Consider the following 23289-nt stretch of genomic DNA (forward strand, 5'->3'; position numbering starts at 1 on the left):
AAAAATAGGGCTTCGATGACACTTATTTTGAGATGATTTTTAGTATGATCAAATCAGAAAAATACAATCAATTATGTGTTGAACCAGTAGGATTTCGTGAATATAATCCTGTTTTACATCCCAGGAAGTGGGAGACCGAATTTATACGGTTTTCTATGCTCGCTCATACAGCTATTGATTGACTGGGATTAGTAGCAAGATTCCGATCAAGCTATTCGTCAAAGACTAAATCGCCATTTTTTAGGGCTATTTTTAGACCCTCCCTACGAATGTTGTCACACAGGAGCGATTAGCTCAGATGGGTAAGAAAGTATTAGATATGTAGTGACCCTCCATTAGTCAATGACATACAAGGACTCAGCTTTATCTTTACAGAGTACAAGGATAAAAAACCAACTGGATTGACTGTTACCATGCATTGTGAGGGGGAATATAAAATGAAAAAATGGATAATGCCAATGATTCTAGTACTTCTGTTAACAGCCTGTCAGAGCCCTGAAAAGGAAGTTCATTATATCGCCAAAAGTGATCATTGGAAAGCGATCTACCATAGTAATTCTGATCAAGGATTACGCTTATATTATCTTGAAGATAAGGCTGATTTAGGACCATTACAAATCACCATTGAAGGGGAAAAGGAATCCCAAGATATAGTGGATGTGCAGTTGAATAAAGAGGGGTATTATTCCTTTACTAAAAAAGAAAGTGAGAGTTTTTTTAAGCAGAATGCTACGCCAATTATTCATATGCAATGGCAATCTGAAAGTGAGACTTTAGAAATAAAAAATCATTAATGACTAATAATAATACACTATTGATTAACAGGCATGTTTCCTATGCCATAGGCTTATTGTGCATGATGTGCCATGGTATATAATCGACCAGAACAAATGGATAATTTATTTATTTCTATGTTTGACAAAAAAAACTGTATTCGTTATAGTAATTAACAATTTCATGCAAAAATGAAATGGGCAATGATGAGGACAAGAGAATCGATTAACCATTTTCAGAGAGGGAGGCATTCGCTGCAAGCTTCCTAATGTTGTGATCCCTTCTTACTACCTTGGAGCTGTGCTTGGAAACTTGCACCGTCTTTTGCAACGTTACAGCAAAATCAATGAGCCACTAGTCTATTTACTAGTGGGAATTTGGGTGGAACCACGGGTAATGAACACATACTCGTCCCTATGCAGGGGCGGATATGTGTTTTTTTATTTTGATTCCCATTCTAAAGCTGAATGAGGATCATGTCTCGGGTAGGTCCATAGAATTTCGAATTGTGTGAGCACAAACAGGACTTCTATGACGCCAGAGCAAAATTGATAAAAATTAAAGGAGTCGAGAACATGTCAAATCAAGTTATTCACATTCAATTTTCAGATGGTCAACAGCAAGCATTTACAAAAGGCGTGACACTTACCGAAATTGCCCAAGCGATTCGTCCTGAGCTTCGCAAAAAGGCAGTCGCGGGGAGTGTTAATGGAACCATCGTTGATTTGACGCGCCCGATTATGGAAGATGCTCAAATTACATTGTATGATGCAAGCTCTAAGGAAGGGATTGAGGTTATTCGTCATTCAACGGCCCATTTGTTAGCACAGGCTGTCAAACGGCTATACCCCCATGCACGGTTTGGGGTAGGACCCGTGATTGAAAACGGCTTTTATTATGATATTGACATTGCGGATACACTGACACCGAGTGATTTACAACAGATTGAGAAAACGATGAAACAAATTGTGCGGGAAAATGTGCAGATCAAGCGACGAGAGGTTTCACGGAATGAAGCCAAGAAGCTATTTGCTCATGATGCGTTAAAGCTGGAACTGTTGGAGTCTATTCCCGCCGATGAAACCGTGACAATTTATGAGCAGGGGGAATTTTATGATTTATGTCGAGGTTCCCATGTTCCATCTACAGGGAAATTACAACACTTCCAATTAATGCATGTTTCGGGTGCATACTGGCGAGGCGATAGCAACAATCAGATGCTACAACGTATTTATGGGGTTGCCTTTGCTACAAAAGAGGAACTGCAAAAATACTTCGTGTTTTTAGAGGAAGCTGAAAAGCGAAATCACCGTAAACTGGGCAAAGAGCTGTCATTGTTTATGTTTTCAGAGGAAGCACCGGGAATGCCCTTTTATTTAGCAAACGGTCAAATTTTACGTAATGAGCTGGAATCCTATTTACGAAATTTACAAGCAAAATATGACTACCAGGAAGTAAGAACACCTCTAATGATGAATCAGCGTTTATGGGAACAGTCAGGTCATTGGGATCATTATAAAGACAATATGTACTTTACGCAGGTGGATAATCAAAGCTTTGCCTTAAAGCCAATGAACTGCCCAGGACATATGCTAATCTTTAAAAATAACCTACATTCTTACAGAGATTTACCGATACGAATGGCGGAATTCGGGCAAGTGCATCGACATGAATTTAGCGGAGCGCTGAATGGATTGTTACGTGTTAGGTCATTTTGTCAGGATGATGCACATATCTTTGCTACACCTCAGCAAATTGAGGATGAAATTGCATTGGCACTAAACATAATTGATGAGGTGTACGACGTATTTGGTTTCCAATACACGGTTGAATTATCGACACGTCCAGATGACTATATGGGAGAATTGGCGCTATGGGATCAGGCAGAAGAGGCGCTTGAAAATGTTCTGTTAAATTTAGGCATCGACTATACAATTAATGAGGGGGATGGCGCTTTTTACGGACCTAAAATCGACATCCATATTAAAGATGCTATTCACCGAAGTCATCAGTGTGCCACAGTACAACTCGATTTCCAGCTACCTGAGAAATTCGATTTAACATACATTAATGAACACAATGAAAAAGTTCGACCGATTGTCATCCATCGTGCGGTGTTTGGTTCCATTGATCGTTTCCTTGGTATTCTCATTGAGCACTTTGGAGGGGCGTTCCCCACTTGGCTTGCACCGCAACAAGTGCAAGTCATTGCAGTAGCGGATGCACATCAAGACTATGCCATGCAAGTAGTAAAAGCCCTGCAACATGAGCAAATTAGGGTGCAAATTGACGATCGTCAGGAAAAGCTCGGTAAAAAGATTCGGGAGGCACAATTGCATAAAATACCCTATATCATTGTTATCGGTGATCGGGAGACGGCCAATCAAAACATCTCCGTCCGTAGACACGGACAACAAGCCTCTGTTGAATATACAGTATCACAATTAATGAAAGAAATAACAGAAGCCATCAAACAAAAGAGCTTATAAAAGAAAGCTTGCTTTGAATAGATTTACTATTCAGAGCAAGCTTTCAAAAAAATAATTTCTATTTTTTTGAAATGACTACTAGAATCTAGATGCGATGCATACAATGAATTAAAGGTCCTTGGTCCTCTCTTGGAATTGGGATTGACCAAGTAAAACGGTTTGTGTTTCAGCGTCGATGATTAGAAATTTTCGATAGGTCTCATCGGTATTGTGCTGAAAAGATGCTAAAAAATAAACTTGTCGATTGGGATGAACAAAAGTATGTTGAGAGAGGTCTATTGTTTCTTGTTTACTATTGGTTTTTAAATAAAAGCTTTCCATCGCCTCCGCTATATCTCTATAGGCTATTTTTTGCCGAATATTCCATGAAGCATGGGGATATTCCTCGTAAATTGTACGATTTAGTTGCTGATAAAATTCGTCCTCATCACGAAACGATTGAAATTGGTTGTTTGGATATTGATATAGTGTATTTATTTCAGTTGGTGTGCAAAGTGTGGGTGCCGTAAGGTCTACTGAATGTTGGGGTGGCAATAATATTTTGGAAACAACCATAAAAGTTAAGATGAATACATGCATTATTCAACCTCCAAATGTCTTCTTATCCAAAACATCGCCTACTTTTTTTGGATCTATACATAAGAGAGGTTGTGCTAGCATGATGCAAAGATAAAACCAGCCAGAATAATGTAGGTCTGGCTTTACCCATATCTATACTTTCTTCTATTATATGCCTCGTTATGATTAGGAAGCTTGTGCTTGTTTTAAATATCTATTTAGTAGGACGTCCAATTCTTGACTGTAATCTACTACAGCCGGGTGAGTGAAACCAAGATCCTTTGCTTTTTTATACATAATTCTACGTTTGATCTCAATTTCCGCCTTCAAGAATTGTTTAAGTAATAAGTTTACCAAGATATTTTCCTCCTAATTTTTTATCCTTATTCATAAAATTAATTCCCTATGACCTCGATTCAACTTTTTCATTGTATATCACTTATATTAAAAAAAATGTCATATTGTGTATCGTAAATCAAATTCGTAATTTAGTCACAGATAGGGACCTTCATCCTGCAAAGTAAGAAACAAACTATTTTTACCTAATAGTAAAATAGTTTCTGATAAAAAACCATTTATTAAATATTAGCTAAGTATTATGACCCTAAATAAGAAGTTATTGGGGTTATTTTCATGTTTTTATTTAGAAAAAATTAAGTGTGAAAAAGATGGGGCTTAAACCATTTATACTATGAAAAAAGTTGTTATTTGATATTGAATTTTCTAACAATTCATGGCGTTATCCGTATCTTGTCACATTTTATCAAATTAGCTTTGATGTTGTTTAGAAATGGGGACATTTCATTGTGTGTGGAGAATTATTGAGAATCTTTGAAATTAATGGAATAATAGAAGGTGGAATGAGGTGGGGAGGTGCATGCTGAAAATGCTAGCTTCTGTCGTTTCTTTTCTATTTCACTAGTAGGAGGAGCCTTTTACAGGAACCATCCATTATGTATATCCAGTCAACCTCCATTCATTTTAGTTATGTAGAAGATTTCCTTTAACAAAAAAGAAGCCTACCCTCCATTTTTAAAATGATGGAAAGCAGGCATTTTCATCAGAGGAAATGCTGTTAATGATAGGAATGAGTGCTGGAGTCCGTATGGATGCATTATATGCCATTACATATAGCGAAAAAAATTTCCAAAAAAAAGCAGTGCTATGATGAATCCCTTGAAGGTGATTTGCTCAAAGCACATGTATTATATAGGTTTATGACCGAATAGTATTCCTGAAGCGATAGGTAGATTGCCCAACTGGAAATTTATGTAGGTAGCTAACGTTATATAGAGGCCTTTACATTACAATTGCAAGAGCGTATTTGGAAGATTCATTTACCTTGATTCAGCAAATGATGAATAGAGGTGACAGGAATGACCGAATTATATTTTGTGAGACATGCACATGCCGATTATTCAGAGGTTGAGTATCACCGTCCGCTATCCTTAAAAGGGATTAGGGATGTGGATCGAGTAACAGCCTTATTGAACGATCAGCGAATCGATGCGATATATTCGAGCCCTTATAAAAGAGCCATTCAAACAGTACAGGGTATTGCTAAGTATCATGATGTGCCAATTAAAATAGTGGATGCACTAAAAGAACGACGGCTTGCCAATGGAACGATGGAAGATTTTCAGGAAGCGATACAACGAGTTTGGCAAGAACCAAGTTTTGCGTGGGCAGGTGGGGAATCTAATGAGCAGGCAATGAGGCGTGCTATACAGAGCTTACAATCCATCATTCTTTCTCACCCCCATGACAGCTTAGTTATTGGTACGCATGGCAATATTATGGTGCTGATGATGCAATCCTTTGATGCCCAATATGGTTATGATTTTTGGCAAAGGCTGTCTATGCCTGATGTGTATCGATTATCTTTCCGTGGGCTAACTTTAGTAGAGGTAGAACGTGTATGGCAAAAGGGCTGACAGACAACCAGTGAAGGTTTTTTGAGAGGGCCAACGTAAAGGACTATTACTGAGGCAGTTGGGCAAAACAACAATGTGTCTGTGGGGCAACGTGTTATGCCGATTCGTTAAATCTAGGAGAACCCCAAAGAAGACAAGATTTATGTATCTCCCTTGGGGAACAGCTACTATTTGATTTGTGTCCATTCAGAACGTAATAGACCAAATACTAATATGTCATGGAAGGTGCCGAAGCGGAATATTTCTTTTCGTAAATGCCCTTCCTTAGTAAAGCCGCATTTTTCATAGGAGCGAATAGCTGCCGTATTAAAGCTAAAGACTTGCAGCTTGATTTTTTGGATAGCCATGTATTGGAAAATGAATTCAATAAGTGTTTTCATAGCATCCGTGCCATAGCCCTTTCCTTGCCATTGCTGGCCAATTGAAATACCTACAGAGCAAGTGCTGTTTTGCCAGTTAACGGCGAAAACACCGCAGGAACCAATTAATTGCTGAGTCTCTTTTTCATAGATACCAAAGAAGAATTCATCTTTTTTTCCACTGATAGAACGGAAGAATGTGGAATGGTCCTCCATAGTTTGGGGAAAGGGAATTTCATCATTGGCTAGGAGTAAAGATTTTGTTTCACTTTCAATGGCTACAAATGATTCTAAATCAGCGGGGGACATTTGCTGTAAAGTAATTAATTGACCCGTTAAAAATGTTTTTACATAATGTTCCATGTATTATTCTCCCTTTAATAAGGGCTGCAAGTATTGTTACAACCCCTAGATTGATAGCAAAACGTTAGCGTTTACTACATTTTTCGCACTCACAGGCACTACTCCTTTAATTAGAATGCTTAAATTGTACCATGTCTACCAATTTCGGGGAATATTTTTTAAGAGAGGAAGGAATGGCAGTGCATACAGCCTATTTTAAAAATTTACTACAATTTTTACCGCAGGAGGAGCAACAACAATTACAGAAGGCACAAGGTGCCTCAGATGCACAAATTGAAAGTTTACTAGAAATATTTCCTCATAGTCCGCAATCCTTAATTGAACTACTACAGGATGTCAACGGCACTTATCATTGCAAGCATGGAAAAGAAACTATCAGTGTGCTTGTACTAGGCTCTGATTTGGGAGAATACCCGTATTATTTAAAGTCAGTTGAACAAATCCTAGCAGATTTTCAACATCAGCGTGACACAATTTTTGAGCGTTATCAGGACTTTTTAGAGTATGTGGACATAGATAATAAGATTAATATGCATGTACCGTTGAATGAGCGATTATGTTTTGCAGATTGCATGAATAATGGAGGAACATCTAGTTTGTATCTTGATTTTTCGCCAACTGAAAGGGGCCAAATAGGGCAAGTGGTTCGATATGTCCATGATCCCGATGGCTTTGAAGTCATTGCCTCTTCGTTTGATGAATATTTACAGCAGCTTGTTGAGGGGGATTATGAATTTACAGCTCTCTACGAGGAGGAGTTTTGATGGCTCTGACTTTAATGCTTTATGAGGACAAGTCTCAATCGTTAGTAGAGCAATATACCATTACAGAAGAGCAGCTTCGTTATACAAAGTCACCAAAGGATAGCATTGAACTTGCTAAGTCGGATGACAGTAGACATGCTGTTTTAGCTTTAGATGGAGATAAGCTAGTAAGCTTTTTTGTGTTACATGAAAAAGAAGGAGTGAGGCCTTATTCCTCGAATGAACAGGCATTATTAATTCGCTCATTTTCTACCGATTATCATGAACAGGGCAAGGGCTATGCTAAGGAAGCTCTACAATTGTTACCAACCTTTGTTCGTCAGCATTTTCCATCCATTAACGAGCTAGTACTAGGCGTTAATATTCCAAATGTAGCGGCACAAGCACTCTATGCAAAATGTGGGTTTGTAGATGAGGGTAAACAGGCGATTGGCTTTGGCGAAGAGCTTAAGGTCATGAGTTATTATATGGAGGGTGTGGAGATTTGAGCGATATAAAAGTGGCAAGGTTGGAGCATTTGGAGGCACTATGTGCAATCGATCATGAGGTGATTGGGAATTCATCCAGAAGTGATGAAATTCAGCAAGCGATCGAGGAGAAACGTTGTCTGCTTCACCATTTTGCTGATGATATTACAGGATTCTTAATTTTTACTCAGGACTTTTTTGGCTATGATTTCATTTCCTTGGTCATGGTTAAGCCATCAGAGCGAAGAAAAGGTATAGCCTCTGCATTAATTAATGCTTATGTAAAAACGTCCACAACGTTGAAGGTTTTTTCCTCTACGAATCAGTCTAATACAACGATGCAAAATGTATTTCAGACGTTAGGGTTTGTCAAAAGCGGCGTTATTGAAAACCTTGATGACGGTGACCCGGAAATTATTTATGTAAAAATAGCCTCACCACAGTAGTAGGGTGAGGCTTCAGACTATAGACAAAAGCCGTCGAGAAGTTCATTCTCGATGGCTTTTGTTATTTTTCTATCTCTTTCATTTTCAATATTTGGTAAATCATTGCTGTATCCAACATACTCTTCGAGCATAGATGCTCTCTTAAGCTGTCTGCCACGTCCAAGTAGCTAGTTTCTTTAAATTCATGGCAGCAAAATGAAGCATCGTCTGCATGGACCATTTTTTTAGACCTCTTAAGGTTGTCCATCGCATACCATGCTTTTCTTTTGCATCCGCAAAGACACGCTCAATCGTTTCTTTGCGCTTGGCATAAATTATCACCTCAAAAATTTACTTTTCAACACCCTATATAGATAAAAGTAAGTACTTTATGTAGAAGTTGATTGGAACGAAGGGCGGCGACTCCTGCGGGAAAAGCGGGAAAGTCGAGATCCTGGACTGAGCGAAGCGAGGGAAGCAGCTCGACCCCGCCCGCGGAAAGCGTCCGCCCGTAGTGGAAATCAACGGCTTTACTTTATTTCATTGTAAAAGAAAAAAGACTGTAAGCAAACTCTCAAATTTTTTGAGTTTTTCAACAGTCTGTAGCCTCACCACAGTAGTAGGGTGAGGCTTGCATTTATTTTTTTGCTTTTACGAATAAAAAGGATGGTCGGCGAAGCTCCTTTTCAATAGAAGGTAGCTGTTGAATAGCTTCATCGCTTGGATGAGGTTCAACAATTTTGTCAATTGATAAGCCATGATCAATTAATGTATTGATGATGGTAGCAATCGTGCGATGATATTTGACCACTCCCTCCACCAGCCATGTTTGCTGTCTTATGCCTTCCTCTTGGTAGTGATCCATTGCATAATGTAGCTGTTTACCTTGTTCATCATACATCCAATTATCCTCCGTCGTTCGACGAGCGGTAGCAATCGGGTGCTCCACTGAGAAAATAAAAACGCCGTCTGGACGTAGCATTCGGGCTATTTGACCAATGACTGCCTCAAAATTTTCAACATAATGAAGCGAAAGTGAGCTTGTGATACAATCAAAACGATTGGCGGATGCTTCATAATCCTCAATAGCTTGTAGTTTATAATCAATTTGTGGATGTGCATTTTCTGACTGAGCGATGGATAGCATATTGCTTGATACGTCCAAAGCAGTCACATGCTTGGCGTGGTGTTGGATACAGTATTGGGCGAATTCTCCCATGCCACAGCCAATATCGAGTACTTGTAAATTCGTTAAAGGTGGCAGTAAAGACTTCATGGTAGGTTGCTCTAAAAGACGATTATAATTAGTTGGTCTTTGACGTAATGCCTTGTATTGATTGAAAAATTCAGGATTGTCATAAATATTTTGTTTCATTTTAACCTCCAGCTTGTGAAACATAACGTTATGTCATTTGTGCGCACTATTATTTTCCCATGGGAAATGAAAAAGAAATAGACTTATAATACAATTTTTTGTAAGATGTAGATAGAGGCATGCCATTATTAAATCGTGTTTTAGTTCCAATTATTAACAATTATTTTTTCGGAAGAAAGCTAGTGGGTTCTACTCATCACAAAGTTTTCTATATAGCCTCACGTCTTTGGTGTATTATTTTCTAACTTTCCTGGAGCATGGTAGAGCGTTACTTGGTGCTACCATGATGATCCCCATGTCTATCGGTGATTCATGTTTAAAAGAATTTCACCCAGCGACCTGTTTTTTTTACAATGTTTTCCTTCATAAAGCCTATATAATTATGGCTCCTATCCAGTATTTTCATATCCTTTTTGTTAAACCTCCTAATACTTTACGCATCATACTTCTTTTCATCATCACTCTTTTTCAACTCGTTTTGTTATACCTAATAGGGTTCACCATTGGTTCAGCCTCCGCGCTTTACTAGAAGAAATTGACTGTCGAGGTAACGTACCTGTTTATTTACTGCCCCTATAGCTGAACTAGATAAGCCCATCCTATGCCAGCAGTGTGGATAGCCGCTTTTTTGTTGCTTACTTTCAATAATTCGTGAATGAGGTCAATCCATTGTGCCTGTTGCTATTTTTCATGGAAGGATGAATGTCTTTTATGGTTAGAATATGGCCGTTTCTTCAGATAAACAAGACCTTGTCAAATATCTTATGATTTGTTTCGTCATAAAAATGTAACAATTCTTAAAAATAAAAAAAATTAAAAGGAAATTATGGCACTTCCTGTCATCCGAAGCGTTCTTATTATTTGGAAGCAAATTCCGTATTAAAAGACGTTGGAGGGATTCCGTTGAATCAAGAAACCTTATTAGCCATTAGTAGTAATGCCTTATTTTTTGCCTTCATCCTATTACTGATTGCCATTGTGCCATTAGGACTTGCTGTCAAATCGAAGGGGAAGATGTTTGGTCAGTTTGGTATACTCCTTACCTCTGTTGCCTTTGTCCTACAGCTCGTTTATTTTGTGGTGAGATGGGTAGCTGTAGAACATGCACCCGTCAGCAATATGTACGAATTTATGACGTTCTTTGGCATCATGCTTACAGGGAGTTATCTCATCATCCATTTTTTATACAAGCAACTTGTTGTGGGCTTATTTACAATTCCTGTGTCCTTAATCATTCTTGGCTATGGAAGCGTTTTCGCAAAAGAAGTGTCACCACTCGTTCCGTCTTTACAAAGTCACTGGTTAACTATACATGTGATGACCGTCGCTTTTTCCAGTGCTATTTTATCGGTGTCCTTTGCCACTGGATTAATATTTTTATTAAAAACATTGGATGTTTCCAAAAAATCCATCAGTACATATTCGTTAGAATTCGTCTTGTATTGCTTGGTTGTCGTAATTGGATTTATCGGCATTTCGACTTTTTTCAGCCTTGCAGCGGATGACGTACAGGTACAATTCGAAAATGCTCAAGGTCAGTCAGAAAAAGTAATCTATTCCATGAAACCCTTGATTGTGAATAAAGGAGCGGTCACAGAAACTGGTGATGCGGTTGGATTCATCCAAATGACAAATAAAATAGATGCTAAAAAGTTCAATTCAATTGTCTGGGCATTTATGATTGGTACGGTCCTCTATGCTGCCATTCGTCTGGTCACAAGAAAATCGGTGAGTGCCATATTAAAGCCATGGACAAGTCGCGTACAGCCACAATTAATGGATGAAATCTCCTATCGAGCAGTTGTCATAGGCTTCCCGTTATTCGCATTAGGTGGACTGTTGTTTGCCATGATTTGGGCACAAATAGCTTGGAGTCGTTACTGGGGATGGGACCCTAAAGAAGTTTGGGCATTGATTACTTTTTTATTTTACGCAGCCTTTCTTCATTTCCGTTTATCCAAAGGCTGGGAAGGAGAGAAAACAGCATGGCTTGCCATTATTGGCTTCGGTATCATCGTGTTTAACCAAGTGTTTGTTAATCTAGTGATTGCAGGCTTGCATTCTTATGCGTAGGAACTCCTTTTCTTATTTGCAACAGGACCCCGCTCCTAAATAAATGAGGGAGCCACTCATTCAGATAGATGGCGTGCTTCGAAGTATTCAAGCTAAGCCATACTTATGAAAGGAAAATTGCGATGAAGGTGTCCTTTTTTCTAAAATTGAATATGGTTAGTCTGCTGTATGGTTTGATTTTCTTTCTATCTATGGCCTTACAACTCAATTATTATCGACTACTACGACTTACGGGCTGGGCAGGGGATAAGTTGGATCTTTTCCTTCTTATTGTTCAATTAGTGGGGCTTATTGTAGCGACGATATTTATGTATAGGCTCTCAGTTACATGGCTTGGGCATCGTCGATGGGTTTATGCAACAATGATTTTATGGTTCCCGTATACTGTGATGTTCACAATGATTTTTGCCTATCTGTTTCCTATTTCCCATCGAGGAGATATGCCAGTCCCAGTGCAAGGACTTATCCTGTTGGTCATGCTTGGGGGATACCCGTTGTATATTGCCATCATAAGTCTTACTGCGAGAACATGAAAAAAGAGACATCCAATTTAAGGATGTCTCTTTTCATTTGCTCGTCTATGTGAGGTGAATATTATAGTTTCACTACATTCGTTGCTTGAGGTCCACGGTTGCCTTCTTCTACGCCGAATTCAACTTTTTGGCCCTCTTCTAAAGTTTTGAAGCCATCTGTTTGGATAGCTGAGAAATGTACGAATACATCATTGCCACCTTCCACTGCGATGAAGCCAAAACCTTTTTCTGCGTTAAACCATTTTACTGTCCCTTGTGTCATGTAAACACCCTCCCCAAAAAATTCAACAATCAATTTCTTCAATACATATAAAAAGCGTATTCCCTTTGAATACTCGTTTTTAATCGTAGCAATGAAGTAATGTAATTATTAGTTTTATTATAGTACAGAATTGTTTGTATATCCAGTAAATTCCGTTTTTAGTAAGAAAAAATTTACAATTGTAATCTATTAGTAATGAAACGATCTTCTAGCATTAGTCAATCCATGCCTTTTCCTTTGCAACAATCACTGCCTCCGCACGAGATTCAACGTTTAATTTAACGAATAGCTTGGACAAATAATTCTCAACGGTTCTTTGGGTAACACCGATGGCAGATGCAATGGCTTTATTTGTACAGCCTTGAGCCACGAGCTGTAAAATCTCCTGTTCTTTATCACTGAGCAATACTTCCTGGCGGCTATTCGGCAAGTTAGAGCGTTGCTGGACAAAGTCTAAGAAGTCTGCTGCCAGTAAAATTTCACCACGAAGGGCAGCTTGAATGGTTTGAATGACTTGCTCTTTGGTTGCCAGCTTTGATAATAAACCGTCGATCTTTTTCTCAATTAATAGCTCATAATAATCAGAAAGCTCGTAGCCTGTATATAAAATAATGAGGGCATCTGGTTGTTTTTTCTTAATCATTTCGGCAAGTTGGATACCGTTGATGGGTTTCATATTAATATCAATGAGAAATAACTGAAAGGCTTCTGTATCCATTCTTCGTATAACTGCTGTACTATCCTGTTCGGTTTCAATCTGGACATTGACTAAATCCTGTAACAATGTTTTTGTACCATCTAAAACGACAGGATGGTCATCTATAATAAGTATGTTCATCATATGAATCCCCGTCCTCTTGTATTTGAATAAAAATATGCATTCCTTCATTATGGCTAGATTGGATGGTAATGTCCCCATTAAAGGCACGGACACGCTCACGAATTCCATTGATGCCCATAGAAGCGGAAGACTGAATTAAATCCTCTATATTACAGCCTACACCGTTATCATCATATTGAAGAATAAAGCCTTGAGGTATCGCTTGAAGGATTAAAGACACTTCTGTGGCATTGGCATGTTTAATCGCATTATTTAATAGCTCCTGTACTAGGCGATAGACGACTAGATGGAGTGTGACATCCTTAAATTCTACTCGTTCAATTTGAGAGCTTACTAAAAAATTGGCTCGTATTTTTACCTTTTGAATTAATTTTTTTAAGGCCATTTGTAAGCCAAAGGTATCCAATAGGGGCGGGCTTAAATTCTCACAATATTCCCGTAAATCCTTTGTGGCATTCAGGAGCTGTTCACGAATATCCAAAATGGTTTCCCTTTGAATTATAGGGGTGCCAGCGAGGACATCGAGTTCTCTTGCTAAATGTAGCTGCTCCTGCAAAACCGTATCATGTAGTTCCTGTGCTAAAATACTCTTTTCCTTCTCAATGATATTCCATAATAGTTTATCAAGCCAAGGAAGGGGTGTATCACTCGTATTTTTCATTTGTTGAACTTCAAGTACTAAATCTTCAATTTGCTGTAAATTATTAATAGACATTGAAACATATAGTGCAAGTAGCTCGAGCCACAGCAGTTCTTCCTTTTGTAGCGCATGCTTAATTTCTAACACTATTTTTTCGTCACCTGCATCATGTAGCAGCAATTGAGTATAGTGGGTTTCGGGCAGGGGAGCAGGTGTATCTTCTGTGACTATGCTTATGTTGAAGGCTGTCGTGCCTAGCTTTTCGGTGATTTCATACTTAAAGCGCTCCAGTAAATCTTGTTGATTTTTAGCCTTCCCCATACGTTGAACGGCGGCATATAAATTATGTACATAATTTCCAGTAGAAGAAAAAATAATTTTTCGATACTTAAAATCAATACGTTCCTTTATATAAAAACTAGCCATCATCACCATGAAAACTAGTAAAAAAATACTTGTAACATGCACTATGGATAATTGTCCCATAAACAAAAGAGCAATACCTGTCGTCAGTAGGAGAGCACTGAAAAACGCCAGAGTCGAATAATAACGTAATCGAGATAATTGGTATTCAATATCAAATAATCGTTCGTTCACTTGGATGAACAGAAATGAAAAAGGTATAAATAATAAAAATAACGAGGCTATGTCAGCGTGTAATAACGGCTTATGCCCTAAAATTTCAGGTGTCACGAAAAACATCAGAAATGGTAAAAACGGAATGATAAAGGCAATGGCAATCAACCGAATTTTAGCCAATTTTGTGCGCAAATAACTCGTTAATAAAATATAAATAGCATATAGCACAAGGATGGCGAATATACCTAAGTTCAGGAGAGGGGTAATCTCTCGGAATGACGGTTTTAAGCCTTCCAATAAGTAACAACCAGGGATGATGAATGGTGAAAAATACAGCCACTTGCTGTCCATATAAGTCCATTGAATTTGAAGATAATGGAAAAGGTGCTGTAAAAAATGAATGAAAAGCACCATGCATAAAATAATACCTATACCAATAACTACTTGGCCAATGAGATTGCCCCTTGCTGATGCCCCTGTACTAATATAAGCCAAGGAGCAGGTTAATAAAAATAACGTCAATAAAAATGTTGGAGGGTTATCCTTGTTGCGTCGCCATAAATAAATAGCTACACCGAAAGCGAGAAGAAAATAGAAAATCGGGAATAGAATTTGCAAATATAATTCTTCTGGCATATCTATATGCCTCACATCAATTGTTTGAATCGTCCCATCAGACTTTTGGATAGTTAGTTGTTTGGCACTTCTAATCAGTGAGAATAATTGCACAGAGCGATTTTCCCAGGAAGGTTGCCCATCAATGGCTAGAACAATATCACCCTGTTCAATATTTTGTTGAGAAGCCCAGGAAGAATAGTAGCTATCCATAATAGCTGCTTGCCCGCTTGTCGTATCAAGGGTGAGACTAATAAAAGGTGTTTTTATGGCAATTGCTAATACGTAGGTGCCGAGCATTAAATAGGTAAGAAAAATACCATATGTCCATTTTTTCATTATGAAACCTCTGTTTGTTAGATGATAATAAACTCCTATATATTATCGCTAATTATTGATAAATTTGGAATACCGAAATATAGGCTTTCGGAAAACCACTATTGCGTTTTCGGAATGACGAAATAGTTTTTTCGGACATGGCTATGATAGTGTAAATTTAATAATTATGACGAAAAGGGGGACTTTTACGTGAAAAAAGGCGTTTTAACACTGATTCTTTTTTTCTTGATTGCGTTGATTACGAGCCCATTGACCACGAAGGCTAAGATGGTTAATGAAGATAAAGTGGAAGTTGAAATTTGTCTAATCGGTAGTGATAACCATTTTGTTTATAAAATTCCAAAGAGATTACATAAAGATATCCCATATACGGAGATGAGAAATGGCATTCAAGCATCCCTAGCCAGCCATTGGGAAATTGAAGAGGCTCGTTACGATACCAATAAATCAGATGTATCCTATACCTTTTACATTCAGGATCTATTTCAAGAAAAACAAGATGGACAGCTAAAAGTAGCCATTCCTTATAGTATTTTGGTAGGAATGTTTGGCGAGCAAGATCCAATTCAATTGAAAATTTTAGCGAGTAAATTATCGAATTGGACGGTGAATACGAAGGATTGGGCAGCACTCGGTTTTATGGAGCCTTTTCCTTTTTTAAGTGAACGTCAATATGTGTATGAAGGAGCCGTTAATGATTTATTAAACCAAAGAGTCGGTCATTTTGATGGTACGATACAGAAACGTCCATTTATCCTTTATGCGGTCATTTATTTTAGTTTTATGGTGGTTCAATTGCTTGCTTGTTTTATTTTATCGAGACGGTTAAAAAGGAAAGTCATCGACAATCCAGCCAATTTACATCAGTTCCGTAAGCTAAATTACATGTATCAATCATTGCCAATCATGATTATTGTTGCGCAAATTGTATTCCTTGTTTTTTCGGGGCTGATTACAGCATTCGGTCTATATTTTAGTCCAGGCATCGATTTATTAGTGATTGTAGGCCCTGTTTTATTAAATATTATTTTGCTTCCTACCTTTTTTGTCACGACAGAGAATGAGATTTCGAGAGAGCTGAAGAACTCTTCCTCTCATTCAGGCTTACAATGAAATAATTTCTTCATACGAAAATCCGGGATGAAATGGTATAATGGTCAACAGCAAACTGGAAGGAGCTGTTGAAGAAAAATGACGCATCCAGAAATGGCGTACTTAAATTTACTACAACATATATTAGAAAATGGCACGAAAAAAGAGGATCGAACTGGTACGGGGACATATAGCGTCTTTGGTTATCAAATGCGTTTTGATTTAAGCAAAGGGTTTCCACTTTTAACGACAAAGCGCGTACCTTTTAAGCTTGTCGCGAGCGAATTGTTATGGTTCATTAAAGGGGATACGAATATCCGTTATCTATTGCAACATAATAATCATATTTGGGATGAATGGGCATTTAAAAGATGGGTGGAATCAGATGATTATACTGGCCCGGATATGACCGATTTTGGTCGACGTTGTTTAGTCGATGACGCATTTAATACCATGTACCAACAAGAGTTAGCCTCTTTTTGTGAGCGTGTTTTAGCCGATGATGATTTTGCTCAAAAATATGGAGAGCTTGGTAATGTCTATGGCAAGCAATGGCGTCATTGGTCAACTTCTACTGGGGAAAGCATCGACCAGTTACAGGATGTCATTCATCAAATAAAGCATAATCCAGATTCACGTCGGATTATTGTCAATGCGTGGAACCCTGAGGATGTAATCAATGCAGGTGCGAAGGGCAGTAAAGCCGCATTGCCACCATGTCATGTTATGTTCCAATTTTATGTATCTAATGGCAAATTAAGCTGTCAGCTTATGCAAAGAAGCTTAGACACTTTATTAGGCTGTCCTTTTAATATAGCTTCTTACGCATTGTTAACTCATTTAATTGCACATGAGTGTGGATTAGAGGTGGGTGAATTTATTCATAGCATTGGGGATGCTCATATTTATGCGAACCATGTAGAACAAGTAAAAGAACAGCTTGCTAGGGAGCCAAAGGACCTACCGACATTACACATCAATCCAAATAAAACTTCGATTTTTGATATCGAGCTTGAGGATTTATCAATCGAGGGCTATGACCCACATCCCGCTATTAAAGCGCCGATTGCGGTCTAACATAAGCAGCAGCCAGTTTGGCTGCTGTTTTTTAGGCTCAATAAGTAGGTCAAAATATATGTTTTACTAAATAGGCTAGCAGTTGGATGACTGATTGCTAGGAACTTGATTATAGTAATTGTGGGATTGTTAGCATGATTTGAAATGGAATGTCGGTCAAATTTATGGTAGAGGTGAAATGGTGAAGAAAACAACAGTACTTCAAGTGGAAGATAATCCCCAACAGTCTAATCATCTAGAACGAAAAATGGTTTCCGAGCAAAAGGCGCAGGACGCTCACACTTCCCATTTATCCCGGCAACAACTTTTCGACATGATGCAAGTGATTGAAGAAATTCGTATGAAAGGCTATAAAGAAAGACTATAAATGTAAGCGCCTTCTAAGCTATAATAGCTGTGGAGGTGTTTTTTATGAACGTAATCTTTCTAGATTCAGTCACGGGCGATGAATTATTACACATGGTTTCACACGATGTGGCAGGTATACTTGCGGCTGTACAGGGAGAAAGTGTGACTTTTCCGGTAGGTCATTTTAAATATGAATTTCATAATTTAGATTTTTATGAGGACAATGGGCAAATACGACAGGAGCTAGTGATATATGTAAATAAAATCTAAGTTGTATGTATAATGACATGAAGAAACGTAAAAATAAAGACAGGTAGTGAAAAACAAAGTGCTTGCTTTTTTACTTACCTGTAACTATAATGGTTACAACAGGTGGTGATACATATGGTGAACAGTCGATTTTCGGTGGCGATCCATATTCTTTCGCTAATTGCTACAACATCTGATAAAAGCTTACTTACATCGGACTTTATCGCTGGGAGTGTAAATACAAATCCAGTGGTCGTAAGACGAATGATTGGTGTTCTGAAAAAGGCAGGATTACTTTTATCACATTCCGGGGTTGCAGGGTACGAGCTTTTAGTGGAGCCAAAGAATTTAACACTTTTAGCAATTTATCAAGCAATCAATGGGCCAGAACAGCTTTTTGCAATTCATGATGAGCCAAATCCAGCGTGTGCAGTGGGACGAGAAATCCAACATACTTTGGAAGATGTGTATACATCTATTTGGCAGGCAATGGAAGCACAGCTACACGCACAAACTTTGCAGGATGTGCTAGATCAGCTTCGTACTTAAGCGAAGATGGTCTTTCTGTATCTAACCTGTAACTAAAATAGTTACAACTATAATTTAAGGAGGAACATACAATGAAAATTGCTGTCATTGGTGCAACAGGTAAAGCAGGACAAAAAATAGTAGAGGAAGCGGTGCAACGTGGTCATGAAGTAACAGCCATCGTTCGTTCTGCAGCAAAAGTAACAACAGCTATCCCCGTAATTGAAAAAGACGTGTTTCATTTAACGCAAGAAGAAATGAAAGGCTTCGATGTAGTGGTGAATGCGTTTGGCGCACCAGCAGGTCAGGAGGATTTACATGTGAAAGCTGGTCGTCATTTAATCGAAATTTTTAAAGGCATTGATACAAGATTATTTGTTGTCGGAGGGGCAGGCAGCCTTTTTGTAGACCCTGAAAAACAAATTCGTGTGATGGAAACACCAGATTTCCCAGCTTTGTACCTAGCAACTGCGCAAAATCAAGGACAAAACCTACAGGATCTACAACAATCTGCTATCCATTGGACATTTTTAAGTCCGTCTGCATTTTTTGATCCAGAAGGTCCACGTACAGGTCACTATACAGCAGGGGTAGATCATTTATTAGTAAATGAAGCTGGTGAAAGTTATGTAAGCTACGCAGATTATGCAGTGGCAGTATTGGATGAGCTTGAAAATCCTCAACATCAAAATAGCCGTTTTACTGTCACATCGAATAAATAATAGAAGAAGGAACAAACCAATAGAATGGACCTAGTCGGTTATTCTATTGGTTTTTTTGCATAATTGCTGAACGAGACAGTAGCTGTTGTAATACGATCTCAAACAGTTGCCTAATTATTTTGGTAATCGGCTAATAATGCTAGCGCATTATTAAAATGTGCTCGGTTTTTAGCGATTTCTTTGCTTTTTTGAAGGATTTTTTTCGTTTACAGAAAAATGACTGTTTACAATACGACTTTTATTAGCTACTATCAAGTGTGAGTATTACATAAAAGGAGACGACAATGATGTCAACACAACGTATAGAAAAAGATTTTTTAGGTGAGCGCGTATTACCAGCAGAGGCTTATTACGGAATTCAAACATTACGTGCAACGGAAAACTTCCCGATTACAGGCTACACAATTCACTCTTCACTTATTAAAGCGATGGGGATTGTGAAGAAAGCAGCTGCTTTAAGTAATATGGAAGTACACCTATTATCAAAAGAAATTGGTGAGGCAATTGTCGAAGCAGCACAAGAAGTAATTGATGGCAAATGGGATGCAGAATTCCTTGTAGACCCAATCCAAGGTGGAGCAGGAACATCCATCAATATGAATGCCAACGAAGTCATCGCCAACCGCGCCCTGGAAATTTTAGGAAAAGAAAAGGGTGACTATCATACAGTAAGTCCAAACAGTCATGTCAATATGTCACAATCAACAAACGATGCTTTCCCAACAGCTATTCATATCGCTGTGTTAAATTTAATAGATGAATTATTAGAAACGATGGATTATATGCAATCTGTTTTCCATCAAAAAGCAGAGCAATTTGCACATGTCATTAAAATGGGACGTACGCATTTACAGGACGCTGTGCCAATTCGCTTAGGACAAGAGTTCGAAGCTTATTGCCGTGTCATCAACCGTGATATTGTACGTATACGTCAAACACGTCCAAACTTATATGATGTAAATATGGGCGCTACTGCTGTAGGAACAGGTTTAAATGCCTTCCCAGATTATATTAAATCTGTCGATGAGCACCTTGCAGAAATCTCTGGTTTACCATTAAAAGGTGCGACACATTTAGTTGATGCTACACAAAATACAGATGCTTATACAGAAGTATCGGGTGCGTTGAAAATTTGTATGATTAATATGTCGAAAATTGCTAATGACTTACGCTTAATGGCTTCTGGTCCACGTGCCGGATTAGGGGAAATCCTTTTACCAGCTCGTCAACCAGGTTCTTCTATCATGCCGGGTAAAGTGAACCCTGTGATGCCAGAAGTACTGAACCAAGTGGCTTTCCAAGTAATTGGTAACGACCATACAATTTCATTAGCTTCTGAAGCTGGTCAATTAGAGTTAAATGTTATGGAGCCTGTTTTAGTATTTAACCTTATCCAATCTATCAGCATTATGAATAATGTCTTCCGTGCGTTTACAGAAAACTGCTTAAAAGATATCGAAGCAAATGAAGAACGTATGAAAGAATATGTAGAGAAAAGTGTAGGGGTACTAACTGCTGTGAACCCTCATATTGGCTATGAAGTTGCTGCTCGTCTTGCGCGTGAAGCGATTCTAACAGGTCGTTCAATCCGTGAACTTTGTATTGAAGCGGGTGTCTTAACAAATGAACAGCTAGACCTAATTTTAGACCCATATGAAATGACACACCCAGGAATCGCTGGCTCTAGCATCATGAATTTAAAATAATGGTAAGGACTGTAGATATGCCTTCGTGGCTGTCTACGGTCTTTTTTATGGAGATTTAGACCTTTATTCTTATGAAAAGGGGGCTTTTTCTTATGTTTTTAGGATTATTCAACTATAATAATGGTATGGAAGTAATATTTTAGTTGGAGGAATTTGTTATGAGTTTACGAAATAAGAGTTTACTTGGCTTTTCAGCTTTAAATGTGTTAATGATTATTATTTTATTTTTAGATTTGGCCAATGTAACAACATTAGAATGGCTTGCAACTGTTTTAACCATTTTAGGAATTGTCCTTACACTTTCGTACACGGTCTATGTCCATTTTAAAGTGATACAGCCCATCAAACAGCTGACGGAGGCTGCACAAGGGATTACTACTGGCAAATTAGATACAGTTGTCATTGAGGTACATGACAAAGGTGAAATCTCTCAGCTAGCACAATCTTTTTTAGACATGAAAAATCAATTACGAACAATGACGCAAAAAATTGCGAATAGCTCTACAGATTTATCGACGAGTATTGAAGAATTATCAGCAAGTACAAATGAAATTACGCTAGCTGTGGAAGAAGTAGACCAACAGATAGAGAAAACATCGGATGGCTTGAAGCAAGCTGCACAATCCGCTAGTGATAGTGCCCAAGCTATGCAAGAAACTGTTGATGGAATTGAACGAATTACGGTAGCTACACAGGATGTTTTTAGTCATGCCAAAGAGGCGAATGAGGTTGCTGGAAACGGGGTAAGCATTTTACATGTAGCGAAAGAACAGATGCAATATATTTCATCGTCAACAGAGATAACTAGTGGTCTTATGCAGCAGCTGTCCACTAAAATGTCAGATATTAAATCGATGACTGATATGATTACAGCGATTACAGATCAAACGAATTTATTAGCTTTAAATGCTGCCATTGAAGCAGCAAGGGCGGGAGAACATGGTAAAGGCTTTGCAGTAGTGGCCGAAGAGGTGCGCCAATTAGCTGAGCAATCGAAGCAATCTGCTACGCAAATCGTTGACTTAGTCGTAGGTATTGAACATGATACAAAACAAGTCGCTTCCTCTGTGGACGAGGATTTGAAAAATGTTCAGCAAGGTGTTTATGTCATTGATGAGGCGACAAAATCATTTGGGACAATCTCTCAGCATGTAAGTCGAATGAATAACCAGCTTGAAGACATTTCCGCAACAGCTGAACAGCTTGCTAGTAGCGCTAATGAGGTGGCATCAACCGTCATAACGATTGCGGATGGAATGGGCAGATTATCGAATTATACAGAGGCTGTTTTGCAATCAATGGATGAGCAAACTGCGTCTATGCAAGCTGTCAATCACGTCACACAGGATTTAAGCATACAAGCTGATGATTTACAAAAATTAACAAATAAGTTTGGGGTATAAGATATAAGTGAAAAATTTCAAGGGTTTATAGCCCTGAAATAATAACCCTAATAACATAAAATTACAATTTTTTTAGTATAATTTTATTTTCACTTTACTCAACATGATAAGAGGCTTATTTACAGTTGACCGATTTTCTGTAAAATAAGCCTCTTTTTTTGTGAGTTATTTATAAAACTTGTAAATTCACAGATAAATAAAAATGTTGAATTTTTTAATGTAGTTTTTTATAATGGACTAGCTGTTACCTCTATTACTCACTTCAACTATTGCAACCCGCGTTTGCCGGGTCAACAAGTCATTTCTATTTCTCTTCGCATATCCCTTGCGAAATCATAATTTGTAAGACAACAATTATATGCTAAAAAACTAAATGGTTATTAAAAAGCACATGCAATTGAAAGGAAGTATGCTTCGAAAATTGTTATTGAAAGATAATTCTGAATATAGGAAAGAGAGAGATTAATTTGAAGCTATCACCAGTAGAACAAGAAAAACTACTCCTCCATGTAGCAGGAGAACTTGCGCTGAAAAGAAAAGCTCGCGGCTTAAAGTTAAATTATCCAGAAGCAGTTGCTCTTATTAGTAGTTTTATAATGGAGGGTGCTAGAGATGGAAAAACTGTTGCACAGCTAATGAGTGAGGCAAAGCATGTTCTGTCAGCAGAGGACGTAATGGAGGGTGTCGGTGACATGATTTCAGATGTACAGGTGGAATGTACCTTCCCAGATGGTACGAAACTGGTCACAGTTCACCGTCCAATTCAGTAAAGGA

General features: G+C 38.2%; 24 protein-coding genes and 1 pseudogene. 17 read left to right on the top strand and 8 right to left on the bottom strand.

Annotation, left to right across the window (positions count from 1 at the left end):
* The first annotated feature begins 437 nt into the window (after nt 1-437).
* Together AC3CH7_RS15910 and thrS are read left to right on the top strand one after the other, a co-directional pair.
* On the top strand, nt 438-794 hold the full coding sequence (locus tag AC3CH7_RS15910) for a hypothetical protein (RefSeq protein ID WP_031419694.1): 357 nt from the start codon (nt 438-440) through the stop codon (nt 792-794).
* Nucleotides 795-1349: 555 nt separating this feature from the next.
* A complete protein-coding gene (gene thrS / locus AC3CH7_RS15915) occupies nt 1350-3263 on the top strand; it encodes a threonine--tRNA ligase (protein ID WP_488381494.1) in 1914 nt (637 codons plus the stop codon).
* 108 nt (nt 3264-3371) lie between these two features.
* On the opposite strand, the gene AC3CH7_RS15920 is transcribed toward thrS, so the two are convergent.
* Nucleotides 3372-3842, bottom strand: coding sequence for a hypothetical protein (locus AC3CH7_RS15920; RefSeq protein WP_036161549.1), 471 nt, complete (start codon nt 3840-3842; stop codon nt 3372-3374).
* 165 nt (nt 3843-4007) lie between these two features.
* The gene (locus tag AC3CH7_RS15925) at nt 4008-4178 is read right to left on the bottom strand and encodes an aspartyl-phosphate phosphatase Spo0E family protein (protein ID WP_025117185.1); all 171 of its coding nucleotides are present in this window, start codon (nt 4176-4178) and stop codon (nt 4008-4010) included.
* 1019 nt (nt 4179-5197) lie between these two features.
* On the opposite strand from AC3CH7_RS15925, the gene AC3CH7_RS15930 reads away from it, so the two are divergent.
* A complete protein-coding gene (locus AC3CH7_RS15930) occupies nt 5198-5755 on the top strand; it encodes a histidine phosphatase family protein (RefSeq protein ID WP_099805180.1) in 558 nt (185 codons plus the stop codon).
* A gap of 167 nt (nt 5756-5922) precedes the next feature.
* Here the strand turns inward: AC3CH7_RS15930 and AC3CH7_RS15935 are convergent, their stop codons facing one another.
* Complete coding sequence (locus AC3CH7_RS15935; protein WP_031419701.1) at nt 5923-6477, bottom strand: GNAT family N-acetyltransferase; 555 nt, start codon at nt 6475-6477, stop codon at nt 5923-5925.
* Between the two features lie 173 nt (nt 6478-6650).
* On the opposite strand from AC3CH7_RS15935, the gene AC3CH7_RS15940 reads away from it, so the two are divergent.
* From AC3CH7_RS15940 to AC3CH7_RS15950, 3 genes are read left to right on the top strand one after another with little or no spacing between them, the layout of a single operon-like run.
* Complete coding sequence (locus AC3CH7_RS15940; protein WP_241740542.1) at nt 6651-7241, top strand: SMI1/KNR4 family protein; 591 nt, start codon at nt 6651-6653, stop codon at nt 7239-7241.
* A complete protein-coding gene (locus tag AC3CH7_RS15945) occupies nt 7241-7729 on the top strand; it encodes a GNAT family N-acetyltransferase (RefSeq protein WP_036168123.1) in 489 nt (162 codons plus the stop codon). Before AC3CH7_RS15940 ends, AC3CH7_RS15945 begins: the two co-directional genes overlap by 1 nt.
* Entirely contained in the window at nt 7726-8154 is a 429-nt protein-coding gene (locus AC3CH7_RS15950) for a GNAT family N-acetyltransferase (protein ID WP_036168127.1), read from the top strand. Before AC3CH7_RS15945 ends, AC3CH7_RS15950 begins: the two co-directional genes overlap by 4 nt.
* Before the next feature lie 141 nt (nt 8155-8295).
* On the opposite strand, the pseudogene AC3CH7_RS15955 reads toward AC3CH7_RS15950, so the two are convergent.
* Both AC3CH7_RS15955 and AC3CH7_RS15960 read right to left on the bottom strand, forming a co-directional pair.
* Nucleotides 8296-8469: pseudogene (locus AC3CH7_RS15955) on the bottom strand (transposase); the annotation flags it as partial.
* A gap of 301 nt (nt 8470-8770) precedes the next feature.
* Nucleotides 8771-9508, bottom strand: a complete 738-nt coding sequence (locus AC3CH7_RS15960) for a class I SAM-dependent methyltransferase (RefSeq protein ID WP_036161554.1) — start codon at nt 9506-9508, stop codon at nt 8771-8773.
* Nucleotides 9509-10411: 903 nt separating this feature from the next.
* On the opposite strand from AC3CH7_RS15960, the gene ccsB reads away from it, so the two are divergent.
* Both ccsB and AC3CH7_RS15970 read left to right on the top strand, forming a co-directional pair.
* Complete coding sequence (ccsB, locus tag AC3CH7_RS15965) at nt 10412-11581, top strand: c-type cytochrome biogenesis protein CcsB (protein ID WP_031419871.1); 1170 nt, start codon at nt 10412-10414, stop codon at nt 11579-11581.
* A gap of 152 nt (nt 11582-11733) precedes the next feature.
* Nucleotides 11734-12114: a hypothetical protein gene (locus AC3CH7_RS15970; protein WP_080695248.1), complete on the top strand. Its 381-nt coding sequence runs from the start codon at nt 11734-11736 to the stop codon at nt 12112-12114.
* A gap of 61 nt (nt 12115-12175) precedes the next feature.
* Here AC3CH7_RS15970 and AC3CH7_RS15975 read toward each other — a convergent pair whose 3' ends face one another.
* The 3 genes from AC3CH7_RS15975 to AC3CH7_RS15985 all read right to left on the bottom strand — a co-directional run bounded on the left by AC3CH7_RS15975 (nt 12176) and on the right by AC3CH7_RS15985 (nt 15390).
* Complete coding sequence (locus tag AC3CH7_RS15975) at nt 12176-12376, bottom strand: cold-shock protein (RefSeq protein WP_012294314.1); 201 nt, start codon at nt 12374-12376, stop codon at nt 12176-12178.
* 214 nt (nt 12377-12590) lie between these two features.
* Nucleotides 12591-13214 carry a response regulator transcription factor gene (locus tag AC3CH7_RS15980; RefSeq protein WP_230591387.1) on the bottom strand — a complete coding sequence of 208 codons (624 nt, stop codon included), beginning with the start codon at nt 13212-13214 and terminating at the stop codon, nt 12591-12593.
* Nucleotides 13192-15390 (bottom strand): sensor histidine kinase, encoded by a 2199-nt coding sequence (locus AC3CH7_RS15985; RefSeq protein WP_488381493.1) that lies wholly within the window; start codon nt 15388-15390, stop codon nt 13192-13194. Before AC3CH7_RS15985 ends, AC3CH7_RS15980 begins: the two co-directional genes overlap by 23 nt.
* Before the next feature lie 189 nt (nt 15391-15579).
* Between AC3CH7_RS15985 and AC3CH7_RS15990 the strand changes: the two genes are divergently transcribed.
* From AC3CH7_RS15990 to ureA, 9 genes are all read left to right on the top strand, one after another.
* Nucleotides 15580-16503, top strand: coding sequence for a hypothetical protein (locus AC3CH7_RS15990; protein WP_031419867.1), 924 nt, complete (start codon nt 15580-15582; stop codon nt 16501-16503).
* Nucleotides 16504-16581: 78 nt separating this feature from the next.
* Entirely contained in the window at nt 16582-17559 is a 978-nt protein-coding gene (locus AC3CH7_RS15995; protein ID WP_012294318.1) for a thymidylate synthase, read from the top strand.
* Nucleotides 17560-17737: 178 nt separating this feature from the next.
* Entirely contained in the window at nt 17738-17926 is a 189-nt protein-coding gene (locus AC3CH7_RS16000) for a hypothetical protein (protein WP_012294319.1), read from the top strand.
* A gap of 44 nt (nt 17927-17970) precedes the next feature.
* The gene (locus AC3CH7_RS16005; RefSeq protein ID WP_031419865.1) at nt 17971-18177 is read left to right on the top strand and encodes a hypothetical protein; all 207 of its coding nucleotides are present in this window, start codon (nt 17971-17973) and stop codon (nt 18175-18177) included.
* Between the two features lie 114 nt (nt 18178-18291).
* Nucleotides 18292-18705, top strand: a complete 414-nt coding sequence (locus AC3CH7_RS16010; protein WP_012294321.1) for an Rrf2 family transcriptional regulator — start codon at nt 18292-18294, stop codon at nt 18703-18705.
* Nucleotides 18706-18776: 71 nt separating this feature from the next.
* Nucleotides 18777-19406: an NAD(P)-dependent oxidoreductase gene (locus tag AC3CH7_RS16015; RefSeq protein WP_012294322.1), complete on the top strand. Its 630-nt coding sequence runs from the start codon at nt 18777-18779 to the stop codon at nt 19404-19406.
* 284 nt (nt 19407-19690) lie between these two features.
* Nucleotides 19691-21112: an aspartate ammonia-lyase gene (gene aspA / locus AC3CH7_RS16020; protein WP_012294323.1), complete on the top strand. Its 1422-nt coding sequence runs from the start codon at nt 19691-19693 to the stop codon at nt 21110-21112.
* A 158-nt stretch (nt 21113-21270) separates the two neighbouring features.
* Nucleotides 21271-22515 carry a methyl-accepting chemotaxis protein gene (locus AC3CH7_RS16025; RefSeq protein WP_031419862.1) on the top strand — a complete coding sequence of 415 codons (1245 nt, stop codon included), beginning with the start codon at nt 21271-21273 and terminating at the stop codon, nt 22513-22515.
* Between the two features lie 467 nt (nt 22516-22982).
* Entirely contained in the window at nt 22983-23285 is a 303-nt protein-coding gene (gene ureA, locus AC3CH7_RS16030) for an urease subunit gamma (protein WP_099805177.1), read from the top strand.
* Nucleotides 23286-23289: the final 4 nt, after the last annotated feature.

The sequence above is a fragment of the Lysinibacillus sp. F12 genome (genome assembly GCF_057773605.1).

Coding starts and splice junctions, on each gene's coding strand:
- AC3CH7_RS15920 (WP_036161549.1), bottom strand. CDS start 3,842: ATGCATGTATTCATCTTAACTTTTATGGTTGTTTCCAAAATATTATTG.
- AC3CH7_RS15930 (WP_099805180.1), top strand. CDS start 5,198: ATGACCGAATTATATTTTGTGAGACATGCACATGCCGATTATTCAGAG.
- thrS (WP_488381494.1), top strand. CDS start 1,350: ATGTCAAATCAAGTTATTCACATTCAATTTTCAGATGGTCAACAGCAA.
- AC3CH7_RS16015 (WP_012294322.1), top strand. CDS start 18,777: ATGAAAATTGCTGTCATTGGTGCAACAGGTAAAGCAGGACAAAAAATA.
- AC3CH7_RS15985 (WP_488381493.1), bottom strand. CDS start 15,390: ATGAAAAAATGGACATATGGTATTTTTCTTACCTATTTAATGCTCGGC.
- AC3CH7_RS16000 (WP_012294319.1), top strand. CDS start 17,738: ATGGTGAAGAAAACAACAGTACTTCAAGTGGAAGATAATCCCCAACAG.
- AC3CH7_RS15935 (WP_031419701.1), bottom strand. CDS start 6,477: ATGGAACATTATGTAAAAACATTTTTAACGGGTCAATTAATTACTTTA.
- AC3CH7_RS15960 (WP_036161554.1), bottom strand. CDS start 9,508: ATGAAACAAAATATTTATGACAATCCTGAATTTTTCAATCAATACAAG.
- aspA (WP_012294323.1), top strand. CDS start 19,691: ATGATGTCAACACAACGTATAGAAAAAGATTTTTTAGGTGAGCGCGTA.
- AC3CH7_RS15995 (WP_012294318.1), top strand. CDS start 16,582: ATGACGCATCCAGAAATGGCGTACTTAAATTTACTACAACATATATTA.
- AC3CH7_RS15980 (WP_230591387.1), bottom strand. CDS start 13,214: ATGAACATACTTATTATAGATGACCATCCTGTCGTTTTAGATGGTACA.
- AC3CH7_RS15940 (WP_241740542.1), top strand. CDS start 6,651: ATGGCAGTGCATACAGCCTATTTTAAAAATTTACTACAATTTTTACCG.
- AC3CH7_RS16005 (WP_031419865.1), top strand. CDS start 17,971: ATGAACGTAATCTTTCTAGATTCAGTCACGGGCGATGAATTATTACAC.
- AC3CH7_RS15975 (WP_012294314.1), bottom strand. CDS start 12,376: ATGACACAAGGGACAGTAAAATGGTTTAACGCAGAAAAAGGTTTTGGC.
- AC3CH7_RS16025 (WP_031419862.1), top strand. CDS start 21,271: ATGAGTTTACGAAATAAGAGTTTACTTGGCTTTTCAGCTTTAAATGTG.
- AC3CH7_RS16010 (WP_012294321.1), top strand. CDS start 18,292: ATGGTGAACAGTCGATTTTCGGTGGCGATCCATATTCTTTCGCTAATT.
- AC3CH7_RS15910 (WP_031419694.1), top strand. CDS start 438: ATGAAAAAATGGATAATGCCAATGATTCTAGTACTTCTGTTAACAGCC.
- AC3CH7_RS15945 (WP_036168123.1), top strand. CDS start 7,241: ATGGCTCTGACTTTAATGCTTTATGAGGACAAGTCTCAATCGTTAGTA.
- AC3CH7_RS15970 (WP_080695248.1), top strand. CDS start 11,734: ATGGTTAGTCTGCTGTATGGTTTGATTTTCTTTCTATCTATGGCCTTA.